Origin of the sequence: Craterilacuibacter sinensis (genome assembly GCF_009831765.1) — a bacterium.
Classification (GTDB): domain Bacteria; phylum Pseudomonadota; class Gammaproteobacteria; order Burkholderiales; family Chromobacteriaceae; genus Craterilacuibacter; species Craterilacuibacter sinensis.
In genome coordinates, this window is sequence record NZ_WSSB01000016.1 from 19462 (window position 1) to 39692 (window position 20231).

The 20231-nt window shown below is 57.0% G+C and carries 15 protein-coding genes; 4 read left to right on the plus strand and 11 right to left on the minus strand.

Annotated elements, in window-relative coordinates:
- Positions 1 to 15 precede the first annotated feature (15 nt).
- From dnaJ to grpE, 3 genes are all read right to left on the minus strand, one after another.
- The gene (gene dnaJ, locus GQF02_RS14335) at positions 16 to 1149 is read right to left on the minus strand and encodes a molecular chaperone DnaJ (protein ID WP_124736358.1); all 1134 of its coding nucleotides are present in this window, start codon (positions 1147 to 1149) and stop codon (positions 16 to 18) included.
- A gap of 119 nt (positions 1150 to 1268) precedes the next feature.
- Positions 1269 to 3188, minus strand: a complete 1920-nt coding sequence (gene dnaK / locus GQF02_RS14340) for a molecular chaperone DnaK (RefSeq protein WP_160798033.1) — start codon at positions 3186 to 3188, stop codon at positions 1269 to 1271.
- A gap of 115 nt (positions 3189 to 3303) precedes the next feature.
- The gene (gene grpE / locus GQF02_RS14345; RefSeq protein WP_124736360.1) at positions 3304 to 3852 is read right to left on the minus strand and encodes a nucleotide exchange factor GrpE; all 549 of its coding nucleotides are present in this window, start codon (positions 3850 to 3852) and stop codon (positions 3304 to 3306) included.
- A 430-nt stretch (positions 3853 to 4282) separates the two neighbouring features.
- On the opposite strand from grpE, the gene aceA reads away from it, so the two are divergent.
- On the plus strand, positions 4283 to 5581 hold the full coding sequence (gene aceA / locus GQF02_RS14350) for an isocitrate lyase (RefSeq protein ID WP_124736361.1): 1299 nt from the start codon (positions 4283 to 4285) through the stop codon (positions 5579 to 5581).
- Between the two features lie 133 nt (positions 5582 to 5714).
- On the opposite strand, the gene clpA is transcribed toward aceA, so the two are convergent.
- Positions 5715 to 7991: an ATP-dependent Clp protease ATP-binding subunit ClpA gene (gene clpA, locus GQF02_RS14355; protein WP_160798035.1), complete on the minus strand. Its 2277-nt coding sequence runs from the start codon at positions 7989 to 7991 to the stop codon at positions 5715 to 5717.
- Positions 7991 to 8299, minus strand: a complete 309-nt coding sequence (gene clpS / locus GQF02_RS14360) for an ATP-dependent Clp protease adapter ClpS (RefSeq protein WP_124736363.1) — start codon at positions 8297 to 8299, stop codon at positions 7991 to 7993. Before clpS ends, clpA begins: the two co-directional genes overlap by 1 nt.
- 225 nt (positions 8300 to 8524) lie before the next feature.
- Here clpS and GQF02_RS14365 point away from each other — a divergent pair, with 225 nt between their 5' ends.
- Positions 8525 to 8728 carry a cold-shock protein gene (locus GQF02_RS14365; RefSeq protein WP_124736364.1) on the plus strand — a complete coding sequence of 68 codons (204 nt, stop codon included), beginning with the start codon at positions 8525 to 8527 and terminating at the stop codon, positions 8726 to 8728.
- Between the two features lie 153 nt (positions 8729 to 8881).
- Here the strand turns inward: GQF02_RS14365 and icd are convergent, their stop codons facing one another.
- The gene (gene icd, locus GQF02_RS14370; protein ID WP_124736365.1) at positions 8882 to 10129 is read right to left on the minus strand and encodes an NADP-dependent isocitrate dehydrogenase; all 1248 of its coding nucleotides are present in this window, start codon (positions 10127 to 10129) and stop codon (positions 8882 to 8884) included.
- A 235-nt stretch (positions 10130 to 10364) separates the two neighbouring features.
- Between icd and GQF02_RS14375 the strand changes: the two genes are divergently transcribed.
- Both GQF02_RS14375 and aceK read left to right on the plus strand, forming a co-directional pair.
- Positions 10365 to 11018, plus strand: coding sequence for a pseudouridine synthase (locus GQF02_RS14375; protein WP_124736366.1), 654 nt, complete (start codon positions 10365 to 10367; stop codon positions 11016 to 11018).
- A 41-nt stretch (positions 11019 to 11059) separates the two neighbouring features.
- Entirely contained in the window at positions 11060 to 12817 is a 1758-nt protein-coding gene (aceK, locus tag GQF02_RS14380) for a bifunctional isocitrate dehydrogenase kinase/phosphatase (protein ID WP_160798037.1), read from the plus strand.
- 56 nt (positions 12818 to 12873) lie between these two features.
- On the opposite strand, the gene htpG is transcribed toward aceK, so the two are convergent.
- The 5 genes from htpG to GQF02_RS14405 form a co-directional block, all read right to left on the minus strand.
- Entirely contained in the window at positions 12874 to 14775 is a 1902-nt protein-coding gene (htpG, locus tag GQF02_RS14385; RefSeq protein WP_160798039.1) for a molecular chaperone HtpG, read from the minus strand.
- 123 nt (positions 14776 to 14898) lie between these two features.
- A complete protein-coding gene (ispH, locus tag GQF02_RS14390) occupies positions 14899 to 15828 on the minus strand; it encodes a 4-hydroxy-3-methylbut-2-enyl diphosphate reductase (protein WP_160798041.1) in 930 nt (309 codons plus the stop codon).
- A gap of 48 nt (positions 15829 to 15876) precedes the next feature.
- A complete protein-coding gene (gene lspA, locus GQF02_RS14395) occupies positions 15877 to 16398 on the minus strand; it encodes a signal peptidase II (protein ID WP_160798043.1) in 522 nt (173 codons plus the stop codon).
- A complete protein-coding gene (gene ileS, locus GQF02_RS14400) occupies positions 16391 to 19171 on the minus strand; it encodes an isoleucine--tRNA ligase (protein ID WP_160798045.1) in 2781 nt (926 codons plus the stop codon). The genes lspA and ileS overlap by 8 nt, the downstream gene beginning before the upstream one ends.
- Positions 19168 to 20103, minus strand: a complete 936-nt coding sequence (locus tag GQF02_RS14405; RefSeq protein WP_160798047.1) for a bifunctional riboflavin kinase/FAD synthetase — start codon at positions 20101 to 20103, stop codon at positions 19168 to 19170. Before GQF02_RS14405 ends, ileS begins: the two co-directional genes overlap by 4 nt.
- Between the last annotated feature and the right edge of the window lie 128 nt (positions 20104 to 20231).

Consider the following 20231-nt stretch of genomic DNA (forward strand, 5'->3'; position numbering starts at 1 on the left):
CCTTCCAAGCAGGACTTAACCGAAGAAGTCCTTCAGTTTGTCCATAAAGGATTTGGTGCGCGGGCTATGCATCGCAACATCGCCCTGACTGATGGCATCGAATTCGCGCAGCAGTTCTTTCTGGCGCTCGGTCAGCTTGACCGGCGTTTCGATGACCACATGGCACATCAGGTCGCCGACATCACTGCCGCGCACGGCCTTGATGCCTTTACCGCGCAAGCGGTAAACACGACCGGACTGGGTTTCAGCCGCGATCTTGACCTTGGCCATGCCGTCCAGCGTCGGAATCTCGATTTCACCACCCAAGGCGGCCTTGGCAAACGAAATCGGCATCTCGCAGTGCAAGTCGGAACCGTCACGCTGGAATACCGCATGCGGCTTGATATGCGTCACCACATACAAGTCGCCCGACGGGCCACCATTCTGGCCGGGTTCGCCCTCGCCAGACAGGCGGATACGGTCGCCCTCGTCCACACCAGCCGGAATCTTGACGTTCAGTGTCTTGTGCGTCTTGATCTGGCCTGCGCCATGACACTTCGGACACTTGTCGGTGATTTCCTTGCCGCTGCCGTGGCAGGTCGGGCAGGTCTGCTGGATGGAGAAGAAGCCCTGGCTCATGCGTACCTGACCGTGGCCACCACAGGTGGAACAGGTCTTGGGCTGGGTACCCGGCTTGGCGCCGCTGCCATGGCAGGTATCACAGTCTTCATGGCTAGGAATGCGGATTTTTTTCTCGCAACCGCGCGCCGCTTCTTCCAGCGTGATATCCATGTTGTAACGCAAGTCGGCGCCGCGATAGACATTGGAACGCCCGCCGCCATTGCCGCCACGCCCGCCGCCAAAGATATCGCTGAAAATATCGCCAAAGTCACCAAAGCCGCCAAAGCCGCCGGCGCCGCCGCCACCGCCCATGCCGGACTGCGGATCAACCCCGGCATGGCCGAACTGGTCATAGGCGCTGCGCTTTTGCGCATCAGAGAGGATTTCGTAAGCCTCTTTACCCTCTTTGAACTTGTCTTCGGCTTCCTTGCTGTCCGGATTACGGTCCGGGTGATATTTCATCGCCAGCTTGCGGTAAGCCTTTTTGATTTCGTCTTCGGACGCGTCACGGTTAATGCCGAGCACATCGTACAAATCACGTTTTGACATTCTTGTTCACACCATCTGGCTGCATACAACAGCCGAATTCATCAGCAGTTACAACGAAGGCACAACTACCGGCATCGTTAAATACCGGTGGCTGTGCCTTCGCACTCAAGGACTAAGACTTACTGCTTCTTGTCCTTTACTTCCTCGAACTCGGCATCCACCACATCGCCGTCTTCCTTATCAGCAGGCTGTGCCGCGCCTGCGCCCTGGGCATCGCCCTGGGTTTGCGCGTACATCATTTCAGCCAGCTTGTGCGAAGCGGTCATCAGTGCTTCGACTTTGGCATCGATCGCTGCCTTGTCTTCGCCCTTCAGTGCTTCTTCGGCTTCTTTCAGTGCAGCTTCAATCGTGGCCTTCTCTTCGGCAGACACCTTGTCACCGTAGTCAACCAGCGATTTCTTCACGCTGTGTACCAGCGTTTCGCCGTGGTTGCGCGACTGAACCAGCTCGTGCAGCTTCTGGTCTTCTTCGGCATTCGCTTCGGCATCCTGCACCATGCGCTGGATTTCGTCTTCGGACAGACCGCTGGATGCCTGGATGGTGATGGTGGCTTCCTTGCCGGTGCCCTTGTCTTTGGCCGATACGTGCAAGATACCGTTGGCGTCGATATTGAAGGCAACTTCAATCTGCGGCAGACCGCGTGGCGCTGGCGGAATATCGGACAGGTTGAACTGGCCCAGCGACTTGTTGGCCGCTGCTTTTTCACGCTCGCCCTGCAGCACGTGAATGGTCACGGCCGTCTGGTTGTCGTCAGCGGTGGAGAACACCTGCTGTGCCTTGGTCGGGATGGTGGTGTTCTTCTGGATCAGCTTGGTCATCACGCCGCCCATGGTCTCGATACCCAGCGACAGCGGGGTTACGTCCAGCAGCAGCACGTCCTTGCGGTCACCGGACAGAACCGAGCCTTGCAGCGCGGCACCAACGGCTACGGCTTCGTCCGGGTTCACGTCCTTGCGTGCTTCCTTGCCGAAGAACTCTTTAACCTTGTCCTGCACCTTAGGCATACGGGTCTGGCCGCCGACCAGAATCACGTCGTCGATATCGGAGATCGACAGGCCGGCATCTTTCAGTGCGATACGGCATGGCTCAATGGTACGGTCAACCAGGTCTTCCACCAGGGACTCGAACTTGGCGCGGGTAATCTTCATCGCCAGGTGCTTAGGGCCGGTCGCATCCATGGTGATGTAAGGCAGATTCACTTCGGTCTGCTGGGTCGACGACAGTTCGATCTTGGCTTTTTCTGCCGCTTCTTTCAGGCGCTGCAGAGCCATTACGTCCTGCTTCAGGTCTACACCCTGCTCCTTCTTGAACTCGGTCACGATGTAATCGATCACGCGCTGGTCAAAGTCTTCACCACCGAGGAAGGTGTCGCCGTTGGTCGACAACACTTCGAACTGGTGTTCGCCGTCTACATCGGCAATTTCAATAATGGACACGTCAAACGTACCACCACCCAGGTCATAGACGGCAATCTTGCGGTCGCCTTCCAGCTTGGCCAGACCGAAAGCCAGTGCAGCTGCGGTAGGTTCGTTGATGATGCGCTTCACGTCCAGACCGGCAATACGGCCTGCATCCTTGGTAGCCTGACGCTGGCTGTCGTTGAAGTAAGCCGGAACGGTAATCACCGCTTCGGTCACTTCTTCGCCCAGATAGTCTTCGGCGGCCTTTTTCATCTTGCGCAGCACTTCGGCCGAGATCTGTGGCGGTGCCAGTTCCTGGTCACGTACCTTGACCCATGCATCGCCGTTCTTGGCTTTCATGATTTCGAAAGGCATCAGTTCGATGTCTTTCTGTACTTCTTTGTCTTCAAAGCGATGGCCGATCAGGCGCTTGATCGCGTACAGCGTGTTCTTAGGGTTGGTGACTGCCTGACGCTTGGCCGGCGCACCAACCAGAATTTCACCATCTTCGACATAAGCAATGATGGAAGGGGTGGTACGGGTGCCTTCCGCATTTTCAATTACCTTGGGTGCACCACCTTCAATCACTGCGACGCAGGAGTTGGTTGTACCCAGGTCAATACCGATAATTTTTCCCATGATTCTTTGTCCTTTTATGTGTTCTGTAGCACGACTTCAGGATTGCTCTTAGCATCCAGCCATGCGTTTCAAGATATTGGCTATCCCATGTTTTTCAAGAGGCGAAAACGCAGGATTATGCTTTTTCCTTGGCGACCACCACCATGGCGGGGCGCAATACGCGCTCGGCAACGAGGTAGCCCTTTTGTAGCACACGGATTACGGTGCCAGCTTCTGCATCCGACTCTTCCATGCTCATTGCCGCATGCTGATGCGGGTCCAGCTTCTGCCCCAGCGGATTGATCTCGCTGATCTGGGACTTTTCAAAAGCAGCAACCAGTTGCTTAAGCGTCAGATCGACACCGAACTTGATATTGTCAAACTGGCCGCTCTGATCCTGTACCGCCATTTCAAGACTGTCCTTGACCGGCAGCATTTCCAGCAAAAATTTGTTGATCGCGTATTTATGCGCGGCAGCCACGTCTTCTTGCGAGCGGCGACGCAGGTTTTCCAGGTCAGCCAATGAACGCAGATACTGGTCTTTCAGCGTTGCGATTTCGGCTTCCAGATCATTGATACGTGCGACGGCTTCATCGGACAGATCCGGCAAGGACAACTCCTCGACCGGCTCCAGCACAGCTTCGTCATGAGGTTCTACATTCTGAGTATTGAGATTTTCCTGCATTTTTAAACGGCTCCTCGAGCTGGATATGCTTATCAAACACCTTACTGGCTTGTCCCGTTCCAAGTTAAGGGCTACTGCCGATAATTCAAGCCCGCAAGCTAAACGCTCATCCAGCCATGCCCATTGTTCGGAAACGCACAATTCAAACATCAGTTCTATCGTGTTTGCGCATGGCTTTGTTAGCATTTGAAAACAAAGCAATTTTATTTGCTGCGTCGCACACAGACATTTTTTTTTATGTTTTAATCATGCCACAGAGGCAAGCAACAAGCAGACGATTCCCCCACCCAGGAATCCGTCTGTTCAGCAAAAAAGCTACGGATATAAAGCGCAGCCCGCCCGCCGGCAACAAGTCCGGTATACGCAAAAACAAAGGATGGCCGGTTGCAACCGGCTGGATAGAACTGCATCGAAACTTAAGGACCTACACATGACTACTCGCGAACAACGCATCGCCGCCATTCAGCACGACTGGGATACCAATCCACGTTGGAAAGGCATCAAGCGCGGTTACACCGCCGCCGATGTTGAGCGCCTGCGCGGCTCCGTACAGAATGAATACAGCCTGGCCCGCCGCGGTGCAGAAAAGCTGTGGGGTCTGGTCAACAACGAGCCTTACATCAACTGTCTGGGCGCCCTGACCGGCGGCCAAGCCATGCAGCAAGTTAAGGCTGGCATCAAAGCCATCTACCTGTCGGGCTGGCAGGTTGCTGCCGACAACAACGAATACTCGGCCATGTACCCAGACCAGTCGCTGTATCCAGTTGACTCGGTGCCTAAGGTGGTTGAGCGCATCAACAACGCCTTTACCCGCGCTGACGAAATCCAGCACTCCAAAGGTGTTGAGCAGGGCGATGCCGGCTTTGTCGACTACTACGCTCCTATCGTGGCCGATGCTGAAGCCGGTTTCGGCGGCGTACTGAACGCTTACGAACTGATGAAGGCCATGATCCGCGCCGGCGCAGGTGGTGTTCACTTTGAAGACCAGCTCGCTTCCGTCAAGAAGTGCGGCCACATGGGCGGCAAGGTACTGGTTCCAACCCAGGAAGCGGTACAGAAGCTGATCGCAGCCCGTATGGCTGCCGACGTCTACGGCGTGCCAACACTGGTGATCGCCCGTACCGATGCCGAAGCCGCTGACCTGTTGACCAGCGACTACGACGAAAACGACAAGCCATTCCTGACTGGCGAACGTACCGCAGAAGGCTTCTACAAGACCAAAAAAGGTCTGGAACAAGCCATCAGCCGCGCCGTGGCCTACGCCGAATACGCTGACCTGGTATGGTGTGAAACCGGCACCCCGGATCTGGAATTTGCCCGCAAGTTTGCCGAAGCCGTACACGCCAAACACCCAGGCAAACTCTTGGCCTACAACTGCTCGCCTTCTTTCAACTGGAAGAAAAACCTGGACGACGCGACCATCGCCAAGTTCCAGCGCGAACTGGGTGCCATGGGTTACAAGTACCAGTTCATCACCCTGGCTGGCATTCACAGCATGTGGTACAACATGTTCGATCTGGCACAGGACTACGTGGCACGCGGCATGTCGGCCTACGTCGAGAAGGTACAAGAGCCAGAGTTCGCAGCACGCGACCGCGGCTACACCTTCGTGTCGCACCAGCAGGAAGTCGGCACCGGCTACTTCGATGATGTCACCACCGTGATCCAGGGCGGCAAGTCCTCGGTGACCGCGCTGACCGGCTCGACCGAAGAAGAGCAGTTCCACTGAGAATAGCGCTTATCAAGCACGCGCTTCTCTTGACCCCCGCCCGGCTTCGGGCGGGGGTTTTTGCTGCGCACGAAACGCGCTGAACAACAAAAAGCCCGCGAAATTCGCGGGCTTTTCTCTGGCAAAGCGTGCTTTATGCCGGCTCTGCGTGCAGGGCATCCTCGGCAAACTGCAGCACGACTTTATCCCCGGCATCCACATCCACCGTGACTTCGCCGCCACTGGCCAGACGACCGAACAAGAGTTCGTCAGCCAAGGCCTTGCGGATGCAATCCTGAATCAGGCGCGCCATCGGCCGGGCACCCATCTGCGGATCGAAACCATGCTTGGCAAGATACAGGCGCAGTGCATCGGTAAAGTGGATATCGACTTTTTTCTCGTGCAATTGCTGCTCCAACTGCAACAGGAATTTGTCGACCACCTGCAGGATGATTTTTTCATCCAGCCGCGCAAACGGCACAATGGCATCCAGCCGGTTGCGGAACTCGGGGCTGAACAAACGCTTGATATCCGCCATTTCGTCCCCTGCCACCTTGCTATCGGTAAAGCCCAGACTCGGCTTGGACAGCGACTCGGCACCGGCATTGGTAGTTAGGATAATCACCACATTGCGAAAATCCGCCTTGCGCCCGTTGTTATCGGTCAAAGTGCCGTGATCCATCACCTGCAGCAGCACATTAAAGATATCAGGATGCGCTTTCTCGATCTCATCCAGCAACAGCACTGCATACGGATGCTTATTGACCGCCTCGGTCAATTGCCCACCCTGCTCGTAACCGACATAGCCCGGTGGCGCGCCAATCAGGCGTGACACCGCATGACGCTCCATATACTCGGACATATCGAAGCGGATCAGCTCGACCCCCAGCACAAATGCCAGCTGGCGTGCGACCTCGGTTTTCCCCACCCCGGTCGGTCCGGAGAACAGGAAAGAACCGATAGGCTTTTGCGGATTGCCCAGGCCTGAGCGGCTCATCTTGATCGCGGTCGCCAGATTGTCGATGGCCTTATCCTGCCCATACACGACGTTCTTCAGGTCACGCTCGATATTGCGCAACACATTGCGGTCATCCGTCGAAACCGTCTTGGGCGGGATGCGGGCAATTTTGGCCACCACCTCTTCGATCTCGCCCTTATTGATGACTTTCTTCTGCCGCGACTTGGGCAGGATTTTCTGTGCGGCCCCCGCCTCGTCGATGACGTCTATCGCCTTGTCCGGCAAGTGACGATCGTTGATATAGCGTGCCGACAGTTCGGCAGCGGTCACCAAGGCCGCCAGCGTATAACGCACGCCATGATGCGCCTCGAAGCGACTCTTCAGCCCCTTCAGGATATCGATAGTCTGTGCCACGGTAGGCTCGCTGACATCGATCTTCTGGAAGCGGCGCGACAACGCATTATCTTTTTCAAAGATGCCGCGGTACTCGTTGTACGTCGTGGCGCCGATACAGCGCAAACGGCCATTGGACAAAACCGGCTTGAGCAGGTTGGATGCGTCCAGCGTCCCGCCGGAAGCAGCGCCTGCACCGATCAGGGTATGGATCTCGTCGATAAACAGAATGGCCTGCGGGTCTTCGGTCAGCTGCTTGATCACGGCCTTCAGACGCTGCTCGAAGTCGCCACGGTATTTGGTACCAGCCAGCAATGCCCCCATATCCAGCGAATAAACGGTGGCCTGGGCCAATACATCCGGAATCTCTTCATTCACGATACGGCGTGCCAAGCCTTCGGCAATCGCGGTTTTACCAACCCCGGCTTCACCCACCAGCAGCGGATTATTCTTGCGCCGACGGCACAGAATCTGGATGGTGCGCTCAAGCTCGGCTTCGCGTCCGATCAAAGGATCGATCTTGCCTTCGCGCGCAAGCTGATTCAGGTTCTGGGTATAGCTTTCCAGCGCGCCTCCCGGCCCGCTCGCCACCTCCTCCCCCTCAGCCTCGGGATTATTCTCCCGCGCTTGGGCATCGGGCTGCGAACGCTGCTTGGTGATGCCGTGAGAGATATAGTTGACGACATCCAACCGAGAAATGCCTTGCTGGTGCAGGTAGTACACCGCGTGCGAATCTTTCTCGCCAAAAATGGCCACCAGAATATTGGCCCCGGTTACTTCTTTCTTTCCGGAGGACTGTACATGCAAAATGGCACGCTGGATCACGCGCTGGAAGCCCAGGGTAGGCTGGGTTTCCACTTCCTTGTCTCCGGGTACGGCCGGCGTATGCTCGTCGACGAAATCGCCAAGCTGCTTTTTCAGCTGCTCCAGATTCGCTCCGCAAGCACGCAGAACCTCGGCCGCAGAGGGGTTGTCTATCATCGCAAGCAGCAGATGCTCGACACTAATGAATTCGTGCCGCTTTTGCCTTGCGTCCATGAATGCCATATGCAGGCTGACTTCAAGTTCCTGGGCGATCATCAGTTTTCCTCCATCACACACTGCAGCGGATGCTGGTGCGTTCGTGCAAATTGCAACACCTGTTCAACCTTGGTCGCCGCAATATCCTTGGTATAAATACCACAGACACCACGCCCTAACTGGTGCACCTGTAACATGACCCGTGTGGCCTGCTCCCGGTCCATGCTGAAAAGTTGCTCCAACACTTCGATAACAAAATCCATCGGAGTGAAATCATCGTTCAACAATAGAACTTTAAACAAAGGTGGAGGAACGGCGCGAACCCGAGACGCCTCGAGAAGAACGTCATCCTTATACTGCGTAGACATGTTGGCTTTCCGCAAATTTTGCGTCTTTCAATTAATAGTGGCTGCATACCACGTTTTTTCAAGCCCAAATGGCATGCATACAAATATTCTTGACGCCATAGGCATTATTGGGTAGAAATAGTGGCTGGTGCTTGGCTTATGCTTTGCCATCGGAATGAAGCCGATGCGGCATTTGCTTTTGTTGTCTGGCCTCACCAGCCTGTTACCGTATGTTAAGGAAGTATAATGGCACTTGGCACCGTTAAATGGTTCAATGATTCGAAGGGCTTCGGCTTCATTACTCCAGACGAAGGCGGCGAAGATCTGTTCGCACACTTCTCTGCGATCAATATGCAAGGCTTCAAGACCCTCAAAGAAGGTCAACGCGTGAGCTTTGACATCGTTCAGGGCCCTAAGGGCAAGCAAGCTTCGAACATCCAAGCCGCTTAATCCGGTTTGCAGGCAGTCTGGCTTCACGCCGGGCTGCCGGATGAAAAAACCCGTCTTCCAAGTGAAGGCGGGTTTTTTGTTGTACCTACCCTACTTATCGTAGACGAAAAAATGGCCCGCAAAGGCGAGCCACTTTTCTGCAAGAGCCCAGACTTACATGCGGGCGATCATCGCGTCACCAAAGGCGGAGCAGCTCACCTCGGTCGCACCATCCATCAGACGGGCAAAGTCATAGGTGACCTGCTTGTCGGCAATCGCCGCTTCCATGGACTTGATCACCAGATCGGCAGCCTCAACCCAGCCCAGATGACGCAGCATCATTTCGGCGGACAGAATCAGCGAACCCGGGTTGACCTTGTCCAGGCCAGCATATTTAGGCGCGGTGCCATGGGTTGCTTCAAACACGGCATACTGGTCGGAAATATTGGCACCTGGCGCGATACCAATCCCGCCCACCTGAGCTGCCAGCGCATCGGAGATATAGTCGCCGTTCAGGTTGGTGGTCACGATGGTGTCGTACTCGGCCGGACGCAACAGAATCTGCTGCAAGAAGGCGTCGGCGATGGCATCCTTAACGATCACGTCACGGCCGGTCTTCGGGTTCACAAACTTGCACCATGGGCCGCCATCAATCAGCTCTGCACCGAACTCTTCCTGCGCCACTTTATAAGCGGTGTCTCGGAACAGGCCTTCGGTGAACTTCATGATATTGCCCTTGTGCACGATAGTCAGCGACTTGCGGTCGTTGTCGATCACGTACTTGAGCGCAGCGCGCACCAGACGGGTCGTACCCTCGATCGAGATCGGCTTGATGCCGATGCCGGAGGTTTCCGGGAAGCGGATCTTCTTCACGCCCATCTCTTCTTGCAAGAAGGCGATGACTTTCTTGGCGGCATCGGACTCGGCCGACCACTCGATACCGGCGTAAATATCTTCGGTGTTTTCACGGAAGATGACCATATTGGTCAGCTCCGGATTTTTAAGCGGCGAAGGAACACCCTTGAAGTACTGTACCGGACGCACGCACTGGTACAGATCCAGCTCCTGACGCAGAGCCACGTTCAAGGAACGGATGCCGCCGCCGACTGGCGTCGTCATCGGGCCCTTGATCGAAACGGCAAATTCTTTCAACGCAGCAAAAGTCTCGGCAGGCAGCCACTCATCCGGGCCATACAGACGCGTTGATTTCTCACCGGCATAAACTTCCATCCAGTGGATTTTTTTCTCGCCACGATAGGCTTTTTCTACAGCAGCATCGATGACCTTGATCATCACCGGGGTAATGTCTACACCGATGCCATCGCCTTCAATAAACGGAATAATCGGATGATTGGGGACAGCTTGCCCCGGGATGATTTTCTGACCTGCTGCAGGAACCTTGATCAGGGATTGATCGCTCATGCCTACTCCATCATGGGTTGATTGCAATTTTAGAGATACGGGTGCGGACAGGCTTGACGCCAAGGTGGGTGCAGAGGCTACACCCATCTATGCCGACTGCAAGGGCAGTAAGCCATGCAGACTGCGTGCACAACGCATTCAGAGGGGCGGTCTTGCCTTCGTCGGGGCTTTCTTATCACGGGTGCCACCTCATCCTTGTTATTATCCTGAAATTCACCGCTTACAGCTAGACCAAATGACTGAACTTGTCCTGTTAAATAAACCCTATGGCGTTATTTGCCAATTTTCCGAGCACGAAAAGCATCCGACGCTGAAAAGCTGCATGCCATTGCCCGGTGTTTATCCTGCCGGACGTCTGGACACAGACAGCGAGGGCCTGCTGCTATTGACCGGTGATGGCAAATTGCAACAGCGCATTGCCGACCCGCGCTTCAAGCTGCCCAAGACTTACTGGGTGCAGGTCGAAGGACAAATCCGCGAAGAACAACTGGAAGCCCTGCGTCAAGGCGTCGATCTGGGTGACTTCACCACCCGCCCTGCCCAAGCGCGCCGCATAGAGACACCCGAGCTATGGCCGCGCACACCACCGGTGCGCTTTCGCAAGACCGTACCCGACGCCTGGCTGGAAATCATTATCAGCGAAGGAAAAAACCGTCAGGTCAGGCGCATGACCGCCAAGGTCGGCCTGCCGACCTTACGTCTGGTACGGGTCGCCATCGGGCCATGGCATATTGAAGACCTGAAACCGGGCGAATGGCGCAAGCTTGCTGTCGCGCTTGAAGATTTGCCGCAAGTGCAGCATGCTAAAGGCATTTCAACGACAGGCAAATCAGGCCAGGCCAGACATAGCACGCCACGCAAGCCCTTCTTGCTGCGCAAAAAAAGCTGACCGCCTGCTTTGCCCGCCTCTTACCCAGATAAGGCGCGGTCATGCAGATACCTGAATACTACAACCCGGTTGCGCGCGAAATTGCCGAAGCGCTGATTCAAGGCTTTGATAAACACTACCGGCTGTTTCGCGCCAGCAGCCATGAAGCCAAGGCACTGTTTGAAGCGGCTAACTGGCAAGGCATACAGAAGGCCATCCGCGACCGCATCCAGTTTTACGATGAACGTGTCGAAGAGACCGTTGCCCGCTTGCAGCACGAACTGCATGCCGAGTTGCTGGATGATGAAATCTGGCAGCAGGCCAAGCTGTACTATATCGGCCTGCTGACCAACCACAAGCAGCCGGAGCTGGCCGAAACCTTCTTCAATTCGGTCTTCTGCCGTATTTTGCACCGCGACTATTTCAATAACGATTTCATCTTCGTCCGTCCGGCGGTATCGACCGAATATATCGAGTCCGATCCGCCAACCTGGCGCAGCTACTACCCCAAGACCGGCGGGCTGCGCCATACCATGCGCCAGATTGTGCGCGACTATGGCTGGCAACGCCCTTTCGCCAATCTGGCCCGGGATCTCGGCCATGTCATCCGCCAGGCACACGAACACTTAGGCGGACAATGGCCTGCAGCGGAAACCAGCCTGCAAATCCAGGTCTTGCACTCGGCCTTCTACCGCAACAAGACCGCCTATATCTTCGGCAAGGTCATTAATGGCGGCAAGACCTACCCCTTTGCCATCCCCATCCTGCATGACGGCAATGGCAAGCTCTATCTGGACACCATCCTGTTCGAGCCATGGCGCATCAGCATTCTGTTCTCCTTCAGCCGCGCCCACTTTCTGGTCGATATGGAAGTTCCGTCCGGCTATATCCAGTTTCTGCGTTCCATGCTGCCGTCCAAGACCAAGGCCGAGCTGTACACCATGCTGGGCCTGCAAAAGCAGGGGAAGAACATCTTCTACCGCGACTTTATGCAGCATCTGTCGCACTCGAACGACCAGTTCGATATCGCGCCGGGGATACGGGGACTGGTGATGCTGGTTTTCAGCCTGCCCTCCTTCCCCTATGTCTTCAAACTGATCAAGGATGTATTTGGCAGCTCCAAAGAGGTCGACCATGCCACGGTCAAGCGCAAATACCTGCTGGTCAAACACCATGACCGCGTCGGACGCATGGCCGATACGCTGGAGTTCTCCAATGTGGCCTTTCCCAAGGCGCGCTTCAGCACCGAACTATTAAACGAGCTGCGCCAACTGGCACCCTCCCTGATCGAAGAGGACGACAACCGTCTCGTGATCAAGCATCTGTATATCGAACGGCGCATGAAACCGCTTAATCTGTATCTGATGAGCTGCCCGCCAGACGAGAAAGAGCGCGCCATTCGCGAATACGGCACCGCCATCAAGGAGCTGGCGATGGCCAATATCTTCCCCGGCGACATGCTGTTCAAGAACTTCGGCGTCACCCGCGACGGCCGGGTGATCTTCTACGATTACGATGAAATCGAATACATGACCGATTGCAACTTCCGCCGCATTCCGCCTGCGCCCAATCCGGAAATGGAGATGTCGGGAGAGGTATGGTATCCGGTCAAACGCAACGATGTGTTCCCCGAAGAGTTCGGTACCTTTTTGCTGGGCGACCCGGATGTACGCCGTGTCTTTCTCAAGCATCACCGCGACCTGCTGGACATCGATTTCTGGCAGCAGCGCCAGGAACGGATACGCGCCGGCTTTATCGAAGACTTCTACCCCTACCCGAGCGAGTTGCGCTTTATCAACCGCTACCCGCTACGCAGCTAAACACAAAAAAAGCCGCCCGAAACCCGGGCGGCTTTTTTGCGTGGGTGCCATCAGACTCAGGCAGACAGCTCCAGCATCAGACGGTTGATGCGCTTAACGAAGCTGGCCGGATCTTCCAGCTTGCCGCCTTCGGCCAGCAGTGCCTGGTCAAACAACACATGCGCCAGATCCGCTGCGCGCGCGTCATCGCTTTCGCTCGCCAGACGCTTGACCAGCATATGCTCGGGGTTCACTTCCAGCACCGGACGCGAGACCGGCACATCCTGCCCTGCCTGCTTAAGCAGGCGCTCGAGATGGCTGCTCATCTCGTTTTCCCCCACTACCAGACACGCCGGGCTGTCGGTCAGACGCAAGGTCGCGCGCACATCCTGTACCTGTTCGCCCAGCAAGGTCTTGACCCGCTCAACCAGCGGACGGGCACTTTCCTCGGCTTCTTTCTGTGCAGCCTTGTCAGCTTCGTCTTCCAGCGCGCCCAGATCCAGCTCGCCCTTGGCGACAGACACCAGCGCCTTGCCTTCAAACTCGGTCAGGCTGGCCGTCACCCACTCATCGACGCGGTCGATCAGCAGCAGTACTTCCACCCCCTTCTTGCGGAACACCTCAAGGTGCGGGCTACCCACGGCTGCGGCATAACTGTCGGCGGTGATGTAATAGATCTTGTCCTGGCCTTCTTTCATCCGGCCGATATAGTCGGCCAGCGATACCACAGGTTCGGCGCTGTCTTCATGGGTCGAAACAAAGCGCAGCAGCTTGGCGATACGCGCCTTGTTGGCAAAGTCTTCGCCCACACCCTCTTTCAGTACCTGACCAAACTCGCTCCAGAAGGTCTTGTACTTGTCGGCATCATTGGCGGCCAGATCATCCAGCAGACCCAGGACCTTCTTGACGCAACCGGCACGGATCGCATCGATATCCTTGCTTTCCTGCAAAATCTCGCGCGACACGTTCAATGGCAGGTCGGCCGAATCGATCACACCGCGCACGAAACGCAGGTAATGCGGCATCAGCTTTTGCGCATCTTCCATGATGAACACGCGACGCACATACAGCTTGATACCCTGCTTGCGTTCACGCTCGTACAGATCGAACGGTGCGCGTGCCGGAATGTACAAGAGTTCGGTGTATTCCTGGCGACCTTCAACCCGGGCATGGCTCCACGCCAGCGGATCGGTAAAGTCGTGCGCCACATGCTTGTAGAATTCGCGGTACTGCTCGTCGCTGATCTCGCTCTTGCTGCGGCTCCACAGGGCGGAAGCCTGATTCACCGCCTCGAATTCTTCGCTGACGATTTCCTTGCCATCCTCATCGAAGCTGGCAGATTTCTGCATCTCGATCGGCAGCGAGATATGGTCGGAATAGGTCCGCACGATCTGGCGCAAACGCCAGTCGTTCAGAAACTCGTCCATGCCGTCTTTGAGGTGCAGCACGATATCGGTGCCACGCGTGGCCTTGTCCACGTTTTCCAATGTGTACTCGCCATGACCCTCCGACTCCCAGCGCACGCCCTCGCTCTCGGGACATCCCGCGCGGCGGGTGGTCAGCGTCACGCGGTCGGCAACGATAAAGGCCGAATAAAAGCCCACGCCGAACTGGCCGATCAGGCTGGCGTCTTTTTTCTCATCGCCGGTCAACTGCTCGAAGAAAGCCTTGGTGCCCGACTTGGCAATGGTGCCGATATGCTCGATCACCTCGGCACGCGTCATACCGATACCGTTGTCGCTGATAGTCAGCGTACGCGCATCCTTGTCAAAGGCGATGCGGATCTTGAGCTCGGGGTCGGACTCCAACAGTGCCGGCTGGGCGATGGCCTCGAAACGCAACTTGTCGGATGCGTCGGATGCATTGGACACCAGCTCGCGCAGGAATATTTCCTTATTGGAATACAGGGAGTGAATCATCAGCTGCAACAGCTGTTTGACTTCGGTCTGAAAACCCAGGGTTTCTTTCTGTGCGCTCATGCTTGTCTCGGACAGGTGGTCAACAATAGCCTAGAAGTAGGGACAAGGCGTCAGCATTTCAATCCCCCCAGACGCGACAAAGCCGCCATCACGGCGGCTCTACCCGAATAGCAATACCCGGTCTCAGACGCGCAAGGCCGCCGGCAGCGGAAAACTGATTTTCTCCTCGACCCCGGGCAACTCCTCGACTACATCCAGCCCCAGTGCGCGGATCGCTTCGATGACTGCTGCCACCAGCACTTCGGGCGCCGAGGCACCTGCTGTGACACCAACCCGCTCTTTGCCGGCAAACCAGGCCTGCTTGAGCTCGGTCGCGTTGTCCACCATATAGGCTTCGACACCGCGCAAGGCAGCCACTTCACGCAGGCGGTTGGAGTTGGAGCTGGCAGGCGAGCCGACCACGATAATCAGGTCGCACTGCTCGGTCATGGCCTTGACCGCATCCTGCCGGTTTTGCGTGGCATAGCAGATATCGTCTTTTTTCGGACTGACAATCGCCGGAAAGCGCGCCTTGAGTGCCGCGATAATGTCGCGCGTCTCGTCCACCGACAAGGTGGTCTGGCTGACATAGGACAAGGCCTCGGGGCGGCTAAGCTGCAGGCGCGCCACATCGTCGACGCTTTCGACCAGATACATGCCGCCGTCGGCCTGCCCCATGGTGCCCTCAACCTCGGGGTGGCCCTTGTGCCCGATCATCACGATATCCATGCCGGCTTCACGCATGCGCTTGACCTCGACATGCACCTTGGTCACCAAGGGACACGTGGCATCAAACACATTCAGGCCCTTGGCCTCGGCCTCGGCGCGTACCGACAGCGGAACACCGTGCGCCGAGTAGATCAGCGTGGCACCGGTCGGCACATCGGCCAGGTCCTCGATAAATACCGCGCCCTTGTCGCGCAAGCCGTCCACCACAAAGCGATTATGCACCACCTCGTGGCGCACATAAATCGGTGCACCGTAGATTTCCAGCGCCCGTTCGACAATGGCGATAGCCCGGTCGACCCCGGCACAAAAGCCGCGCGGATTGGCCAGCATGATGGTCTTCGTCATTCTTTTCACTTTCCATGCAAGAAGGGCCGGCAAGCCGGCCCTCGGTCATCACTGTCCGGCGGGGTGCCGGAAACTGTCTATCACCATCAGCACCGCCCCGACGCAGATAAAGGAGTCCGCCAGGTTGAATGCAGGGTAATACCAGCTCTGGTAATAATGCAGCTGGATGAAATCGATCACATGACCATGGATCATGCGGTCTATCACATTACCGATGGCGCCCCCCATGATAAAGGCGGCGGCCAGATTCATCAGCGCGCTAAAGCGCTTCTTGATGATATTCCAGCCCAGCCAGCCCGATACCCCGAACGCCAGCGCCGTGAAAAAGTACTTCTGCCAGCCACCGGCATCCGCCAGAAAGCTGAATGCTGCCCCCGGGTTGTACAGCAAGGTAAAGTTGAAGAAGCCGGGAATGACCTCCCTCACCTCGCCAAAGCGGAACTCGGTGTTGAACCAGGTCTTGGTGAGCTGGTCCAGCACCACAATGGCGACAGCTAAAGCAAACCAGACCAGACTGCCTTGCCCTGTGCCGCGTTCAGTCACCGCAGAGTTGCCGGCAACATCAGGCATAGCTGCGCACCTCGCCCTTGCCATCGATGTTTTCCACGCAACGCCCGCATACATGACCGTGGCCGGCATACGTGCCTACATCGCTGCGGTAGTGCCAGCAACGGTCGCACTTGGCGTGATCCGCAGCCGACACCTTGACCGTGGTCACATCGCCGGCACTCAAACGCACGCGCGACACGATAAACACGAACTTGAGATCCTCACCCAGGCTGGACAGCAGCGGGAACAGTGCCTCATCTGCCACGATATCCAGCTCGGCCTGCAGGGACGAACCCAGCTTGTCCTCGCCGCGCAAGGTTTCGACATCCTTGTTCACCTGGGCGCGCAACTCACGGATGCGGCTCCACTTGGCCAGCAAGGCCTGGGCTGCGCCATCGTCCAGCTGCGGGAACTCGTGCCAGGTATGGAACAGCGCCGACTCTTCCTCGCTACCGGTCAGAACCTGCCATGCCTCATCCGAGGTAAAGCACAGCACCGGTTGCAGCAGGAGCAGCAAGCTGCGCGTGATATGGTAAAGCGCGGTCTGTGCACTGCGACGGCCGGCACTATCGGCCTGCATGGTGTACAGGCGGTCCTTGATCACGTCCAGATAGAAGGCACCCATATCCTCGGAGCAATAGCCGACGATTTCCTGCATGGCCTGATGGAAGGCATAACGGCTGTACTGATCACCGGCCACCTTGTCCTGCACATTCTTGGCCAGCAAAATGGCGTACTGATCCAGCTCGAGCAGACGGCCAAACGGTACGGCGTCCTGCAGCGGATCGAAATCCGACAGGTTGGCCAACAGGAAGCGCAAAGTATTGCGCAGGCGGCGATAGCTCTCGGTCACGCGCTTGAGGATCTCGTCCGAAATGGCCAGCTCGCCCGAGTAATCGGTCGATGCCACCCACAGGCGCAGAATATCGGCGCCCAGACTGTCGTTGACCTTTTGCGGAGCGACTACATTGCCCTTGGACTTGGACATCTTCAGGCCCTTGCCATCCACCACGAAGCCGTGGGTCAGCAACTGCTTGTAAGGCGCGCGGCCTATGGTGCCGCAACCGGTCAGCAAGGAGCTCTGGAACCAGCCGCGGTGCTGGTCGGACCCCTCCAGATACAGGTCGGCAGGCCACGCGAGCTCAGGGCGCTGCTTGAGCACGGCAAAGTGGGTAGAACCCGAGTCAAACCAGACATCCAGCGTATCGGACAGCTTCTTGTACTGCTCGGCCTCATCACCCAACAGTTCCTTGGCATCAAGGCTAAACCAGGCTTCGATACCCTGCTGTTCGATACGCAGCGCGACTTCTTCCAGCAAGGCGCCGGAGCGTGGATGCAGCTCGCCGCTTTCCTTGTGCACGAAGAAGGTCATCGGCACGCCCCAGCTGCGCTGGCGCGACACACACCAGTCAGGACGGTTGGAAATCATGGACTCCAGACGCGCACGCCCCCAAGCCGGGAAGAACTCGGTGCTCTCCACCGCGCGGCGGGCGCGATAGCGCAGCGTCTCGCCCTCTTTGCCCGGTTTTTCCATGCCGATAAACCACTGCGCAGTCGCGCGGAAGATAATCGGGGTCTTGTGGCGCCAGCAATGCGGATAGCTGTGTACCAGCTTGATATTGGCCAGCAGCACGCCCTTCTCTTGCAGCAGCGCGATAACGGCAGGATTGGCTTCCCATACGCTCATGCCGGCAAAGAATTCGGTTGCCGAGGTATAGCGGCCATTGTCCATCACCGGGTTTTCCACCGGCAGGCCATAGGCACGGCCGACCTGGAAGTCTTCCAGACCGTGAGCCGGCGCGGTGTGCACCAGGCCGGTACCGGCATCGGTGGTCACGTGATCGCCCAGAATAACCGGCACCTGACGTGCGTAGAACGGGTGGTTCAGCATCAGCATGTCCAGCTTTTCACCGGCCACTTCGGCCAGCAGCGTAGCATCGGCGCAGCCGTAACGCGCCAGCGCGGACTCCGCCAGATCCTTGGCCAGAATCAGCTTGCCCTTGACCGTGTCGAACAACTGGTAAGTCAGGGTCGGGCTGACCGATACTGCCTGGTTGGCCGGCAAAGTCCACGGCGTTGTGGTCCAGATCACGGCAAAGGCATTGGCGGCATCCGCCACACCGAATGCTTCGGCCAGACGGGCGCTGTCGGCAACCGGGAAAGCGACATCAATCGCCGGCGATGCCTTGTCTTCATACTCGACTTCCGCCTCGGCCAGCGCCGAGCCGCACTCGATACACCAGTGCACCGGCTTCTCGCCCTTGAACAGGAAGCCGTTGTCGTTGATCTTGCCCAGAGTGCGCACGATGTCGGCTTCGGTCTTGAAGTCCATCGTCAGATAAGGATTATCCCAGTCACCCAGTACGCCCAGACGGATGAAGTCCTTCTTCTGGCGTGCAATCTGCTCCTTGGCATACTCGCGGCACAGCTCGCGGAACTTGGCGGCAGGGATTTCCTTGCCGTGCAGTTTTTCCACCATCAGTTCGATAGGCAGGCCATGGCAGTCCCAGCCCGGGACATAGGGCGCATCGAAGCCGGACAGCGTGCGCGAGCGCACGATAATGTCCTTGAGTACCTTGTTGACGGCGTGACCAATATGGATATCGCCGTTCGCATAGGGCGGGCCGTCATGCAGGACAAACTTAGGACGCCCGGCGCAGAGCTTGCGCAATTTTTCGTAGCGTTTTTCTTCCTGCCAGCGCTTGACCCAGGCGGGTTCGCGCTTGGCCAAATCACCCCGCATCGGGAATGGTGTATCCAGCAGGTTGACGGTCTTGCGGTAATCGATGCTCATGCCTGTTCTCGCTGCAAATTGTTCAAATAGCTTCGTGCGCTGCTAGCATCATGTTCTATCTGTGCTACCAACGAATCCAAATCATCATAGCGCGCTTCATCGCGCAGTTTTTTCAGGAAGCGTACGGTCATGCGCTGGCCATACAAATCGCCAGCAAAATCAAACAGGTGCACTTCCAGCTTATAGTCCTGGCTCTGGCTGACCGTCGGATTCTTTCCTAGGCTGGCCACGCCGCCAAAGGTACCGCCAGCAGTATCCGCCTCGACCACGAACACACCCTCCAGCGCCGGCTTGCGGTGCGGCAAATGAATATTGGCGGTGGGGAAACCCAGCGTACGTCCAAGTTTGCGGCCATGCATGACCCGGCCAGACAATTGGTAAGGATGACCCAGAAAGTGCTCGGCAGCATCCAGATTCCCTGCCGCCAGACACTCGCGCACCCGCGTACTGGATGCGCGCTCGCCCTTGACCAGCACCGAAGGCATGGCCTCGGTCACAATGCGCGGACAAGCACACAACAAGGAAAAATCGCCGCTACGCTTGGCGCCGAACTGGAAATCATCCCCTATCAGCAAATAGCGGGTATTCAACGCCCCGACCAGCACCTCATCGATAAATGCCTGTGCCTCCATGCGGGCGAACGCATGGTTGAAGCGGTAGACAAACACCCTGTCCACCAAGCCTGAGGCTTCCAGCTCGGCCAGCTTGTCGCGCAAGGTAGAAAGGCGTGCCGGTGGTTCGGTGCGGCTAAAAAATTCTCGGGGGTGCGGCTCGAATGTCAGCACGGCACTAGGCAGACCACGCAAATCGGCCTCGGCACGCAGGCGCTTCAGCATATTCTGGTGTCCCTGATGGACACCATCGAAGTTGCCTATGGTCAGCGCACACCCGGGCAAACCAAAGCGACGGGGATCTCCGAAATATACCTGCATTGCCGCCCTTTGCCCTGAAAGCCTTCGATTGTAGCGGTCGACGCTTGCCAGCGTCCAGCCTTGCACCACAAGCAATGGCGGCTTTACACAAGATAGTGCGCCATCTTGCCGGCAAAACAAAAAAGCCC

Bases quoted from the DNA above. Each gene is read 5' to 3' on its own strand.
- dnaJ (WP_124736358.1), bottom strand. From the start codon at position 1,149: ATGTCAAAACGTGATTTGTACGATGTGCTCGGCATTAACCGTGACGCG.
- dnaK (WP_160798033.1), bottom strand. From the start codon at position 3,188: ATGGGAAAAATTATCGGTATTGACCTGGGTACAACCAACTCCTGCGTC.
- grpE (WP_124736360.1), bottom strand. From the start codon at position 3,852: ATGCAGGAAAATCTCAATACTCAGAATGTAGAACCTCATGACGAAGCT.
- aceA (WP_124736361.1), top strand. From the start codon at position 4,283: ATGACTACTCGCGAACAACGCATCGCCGCCATTCAGCACGACTGGGAT.
- clpA (WP_160798035.1), bottom strand. From the start codon at position 7,991: ATGATCGCCCAGGAACTTGAAGTCAGCCTGCATATGGCATTCATGGAC.
- clpS (WP_124736363.1), bottom strand. From the start codon at position 8,299: ATGTCTACGCAGTATAAGGATGACGTTCTTCTCGAGGCGTCTCGGGTT.
- GQF02_RS14365 (WP_124736364.1), top strand. From the start codon at position 8,525: ATGGCACTTGGCACCGTTAAATGGTTCAATGATTCGAAGGGCTTCGGC.
- icd (WP_124736365.1), bottom strand. From the start codon at position 10,129: ATGAGCGATCAATCCCTGATCAAGGTTCCTGCAGCAGGTCAGAAAATC.
- GQF02_RS14375 (WP_124736366.1), top strand. From the start codon at position 10,365: ATGACTGAACTTGTCCTGTTAAATAAACCCTATGGCGTTATTTGCCAA.
- aceK (WP_160798037.1), top strand. From the start codon at position 11,060: ATGCAGATACCTGAATACTACAACCCGGTTGCGCGCGAAATTGCCGAA.
- htpG (WP_160798039.1), bottom strand. From the start codon at position 14,775: ATGAGCGCACAGAAAGAAACCCTGGGTTTTCAGACCGAAGTCAAACAG.
- ispH (WP_160798041.1), bottom strand. From the start codon at position 15,828: ATGACGAAGACCATCATGCTGGCCAATCCGCGCGGCTTTTGTGCCGGG.
- lspA (WP_160798043.1), bottom strand. From the start codon at position 16,398: ATGCCTGATGTTGCCGGCAACTCTGCGGTGACTGAACGCGGCACAGGG.
- ileS (WP_160798045.1), bottom strand. From the start codon at position 19,171: ATGAGCATCGATTACCGCAAGACCGTCAACCTGCTGGATACACCATTC.
- GQF02_RS14405 (WP_160798047.1), bottom strand. From the start codon at position 20,103: ATGCAGGTATATTTCGGAGATCCCCGTCGCTTTGGTTTGCCCGGGTGT.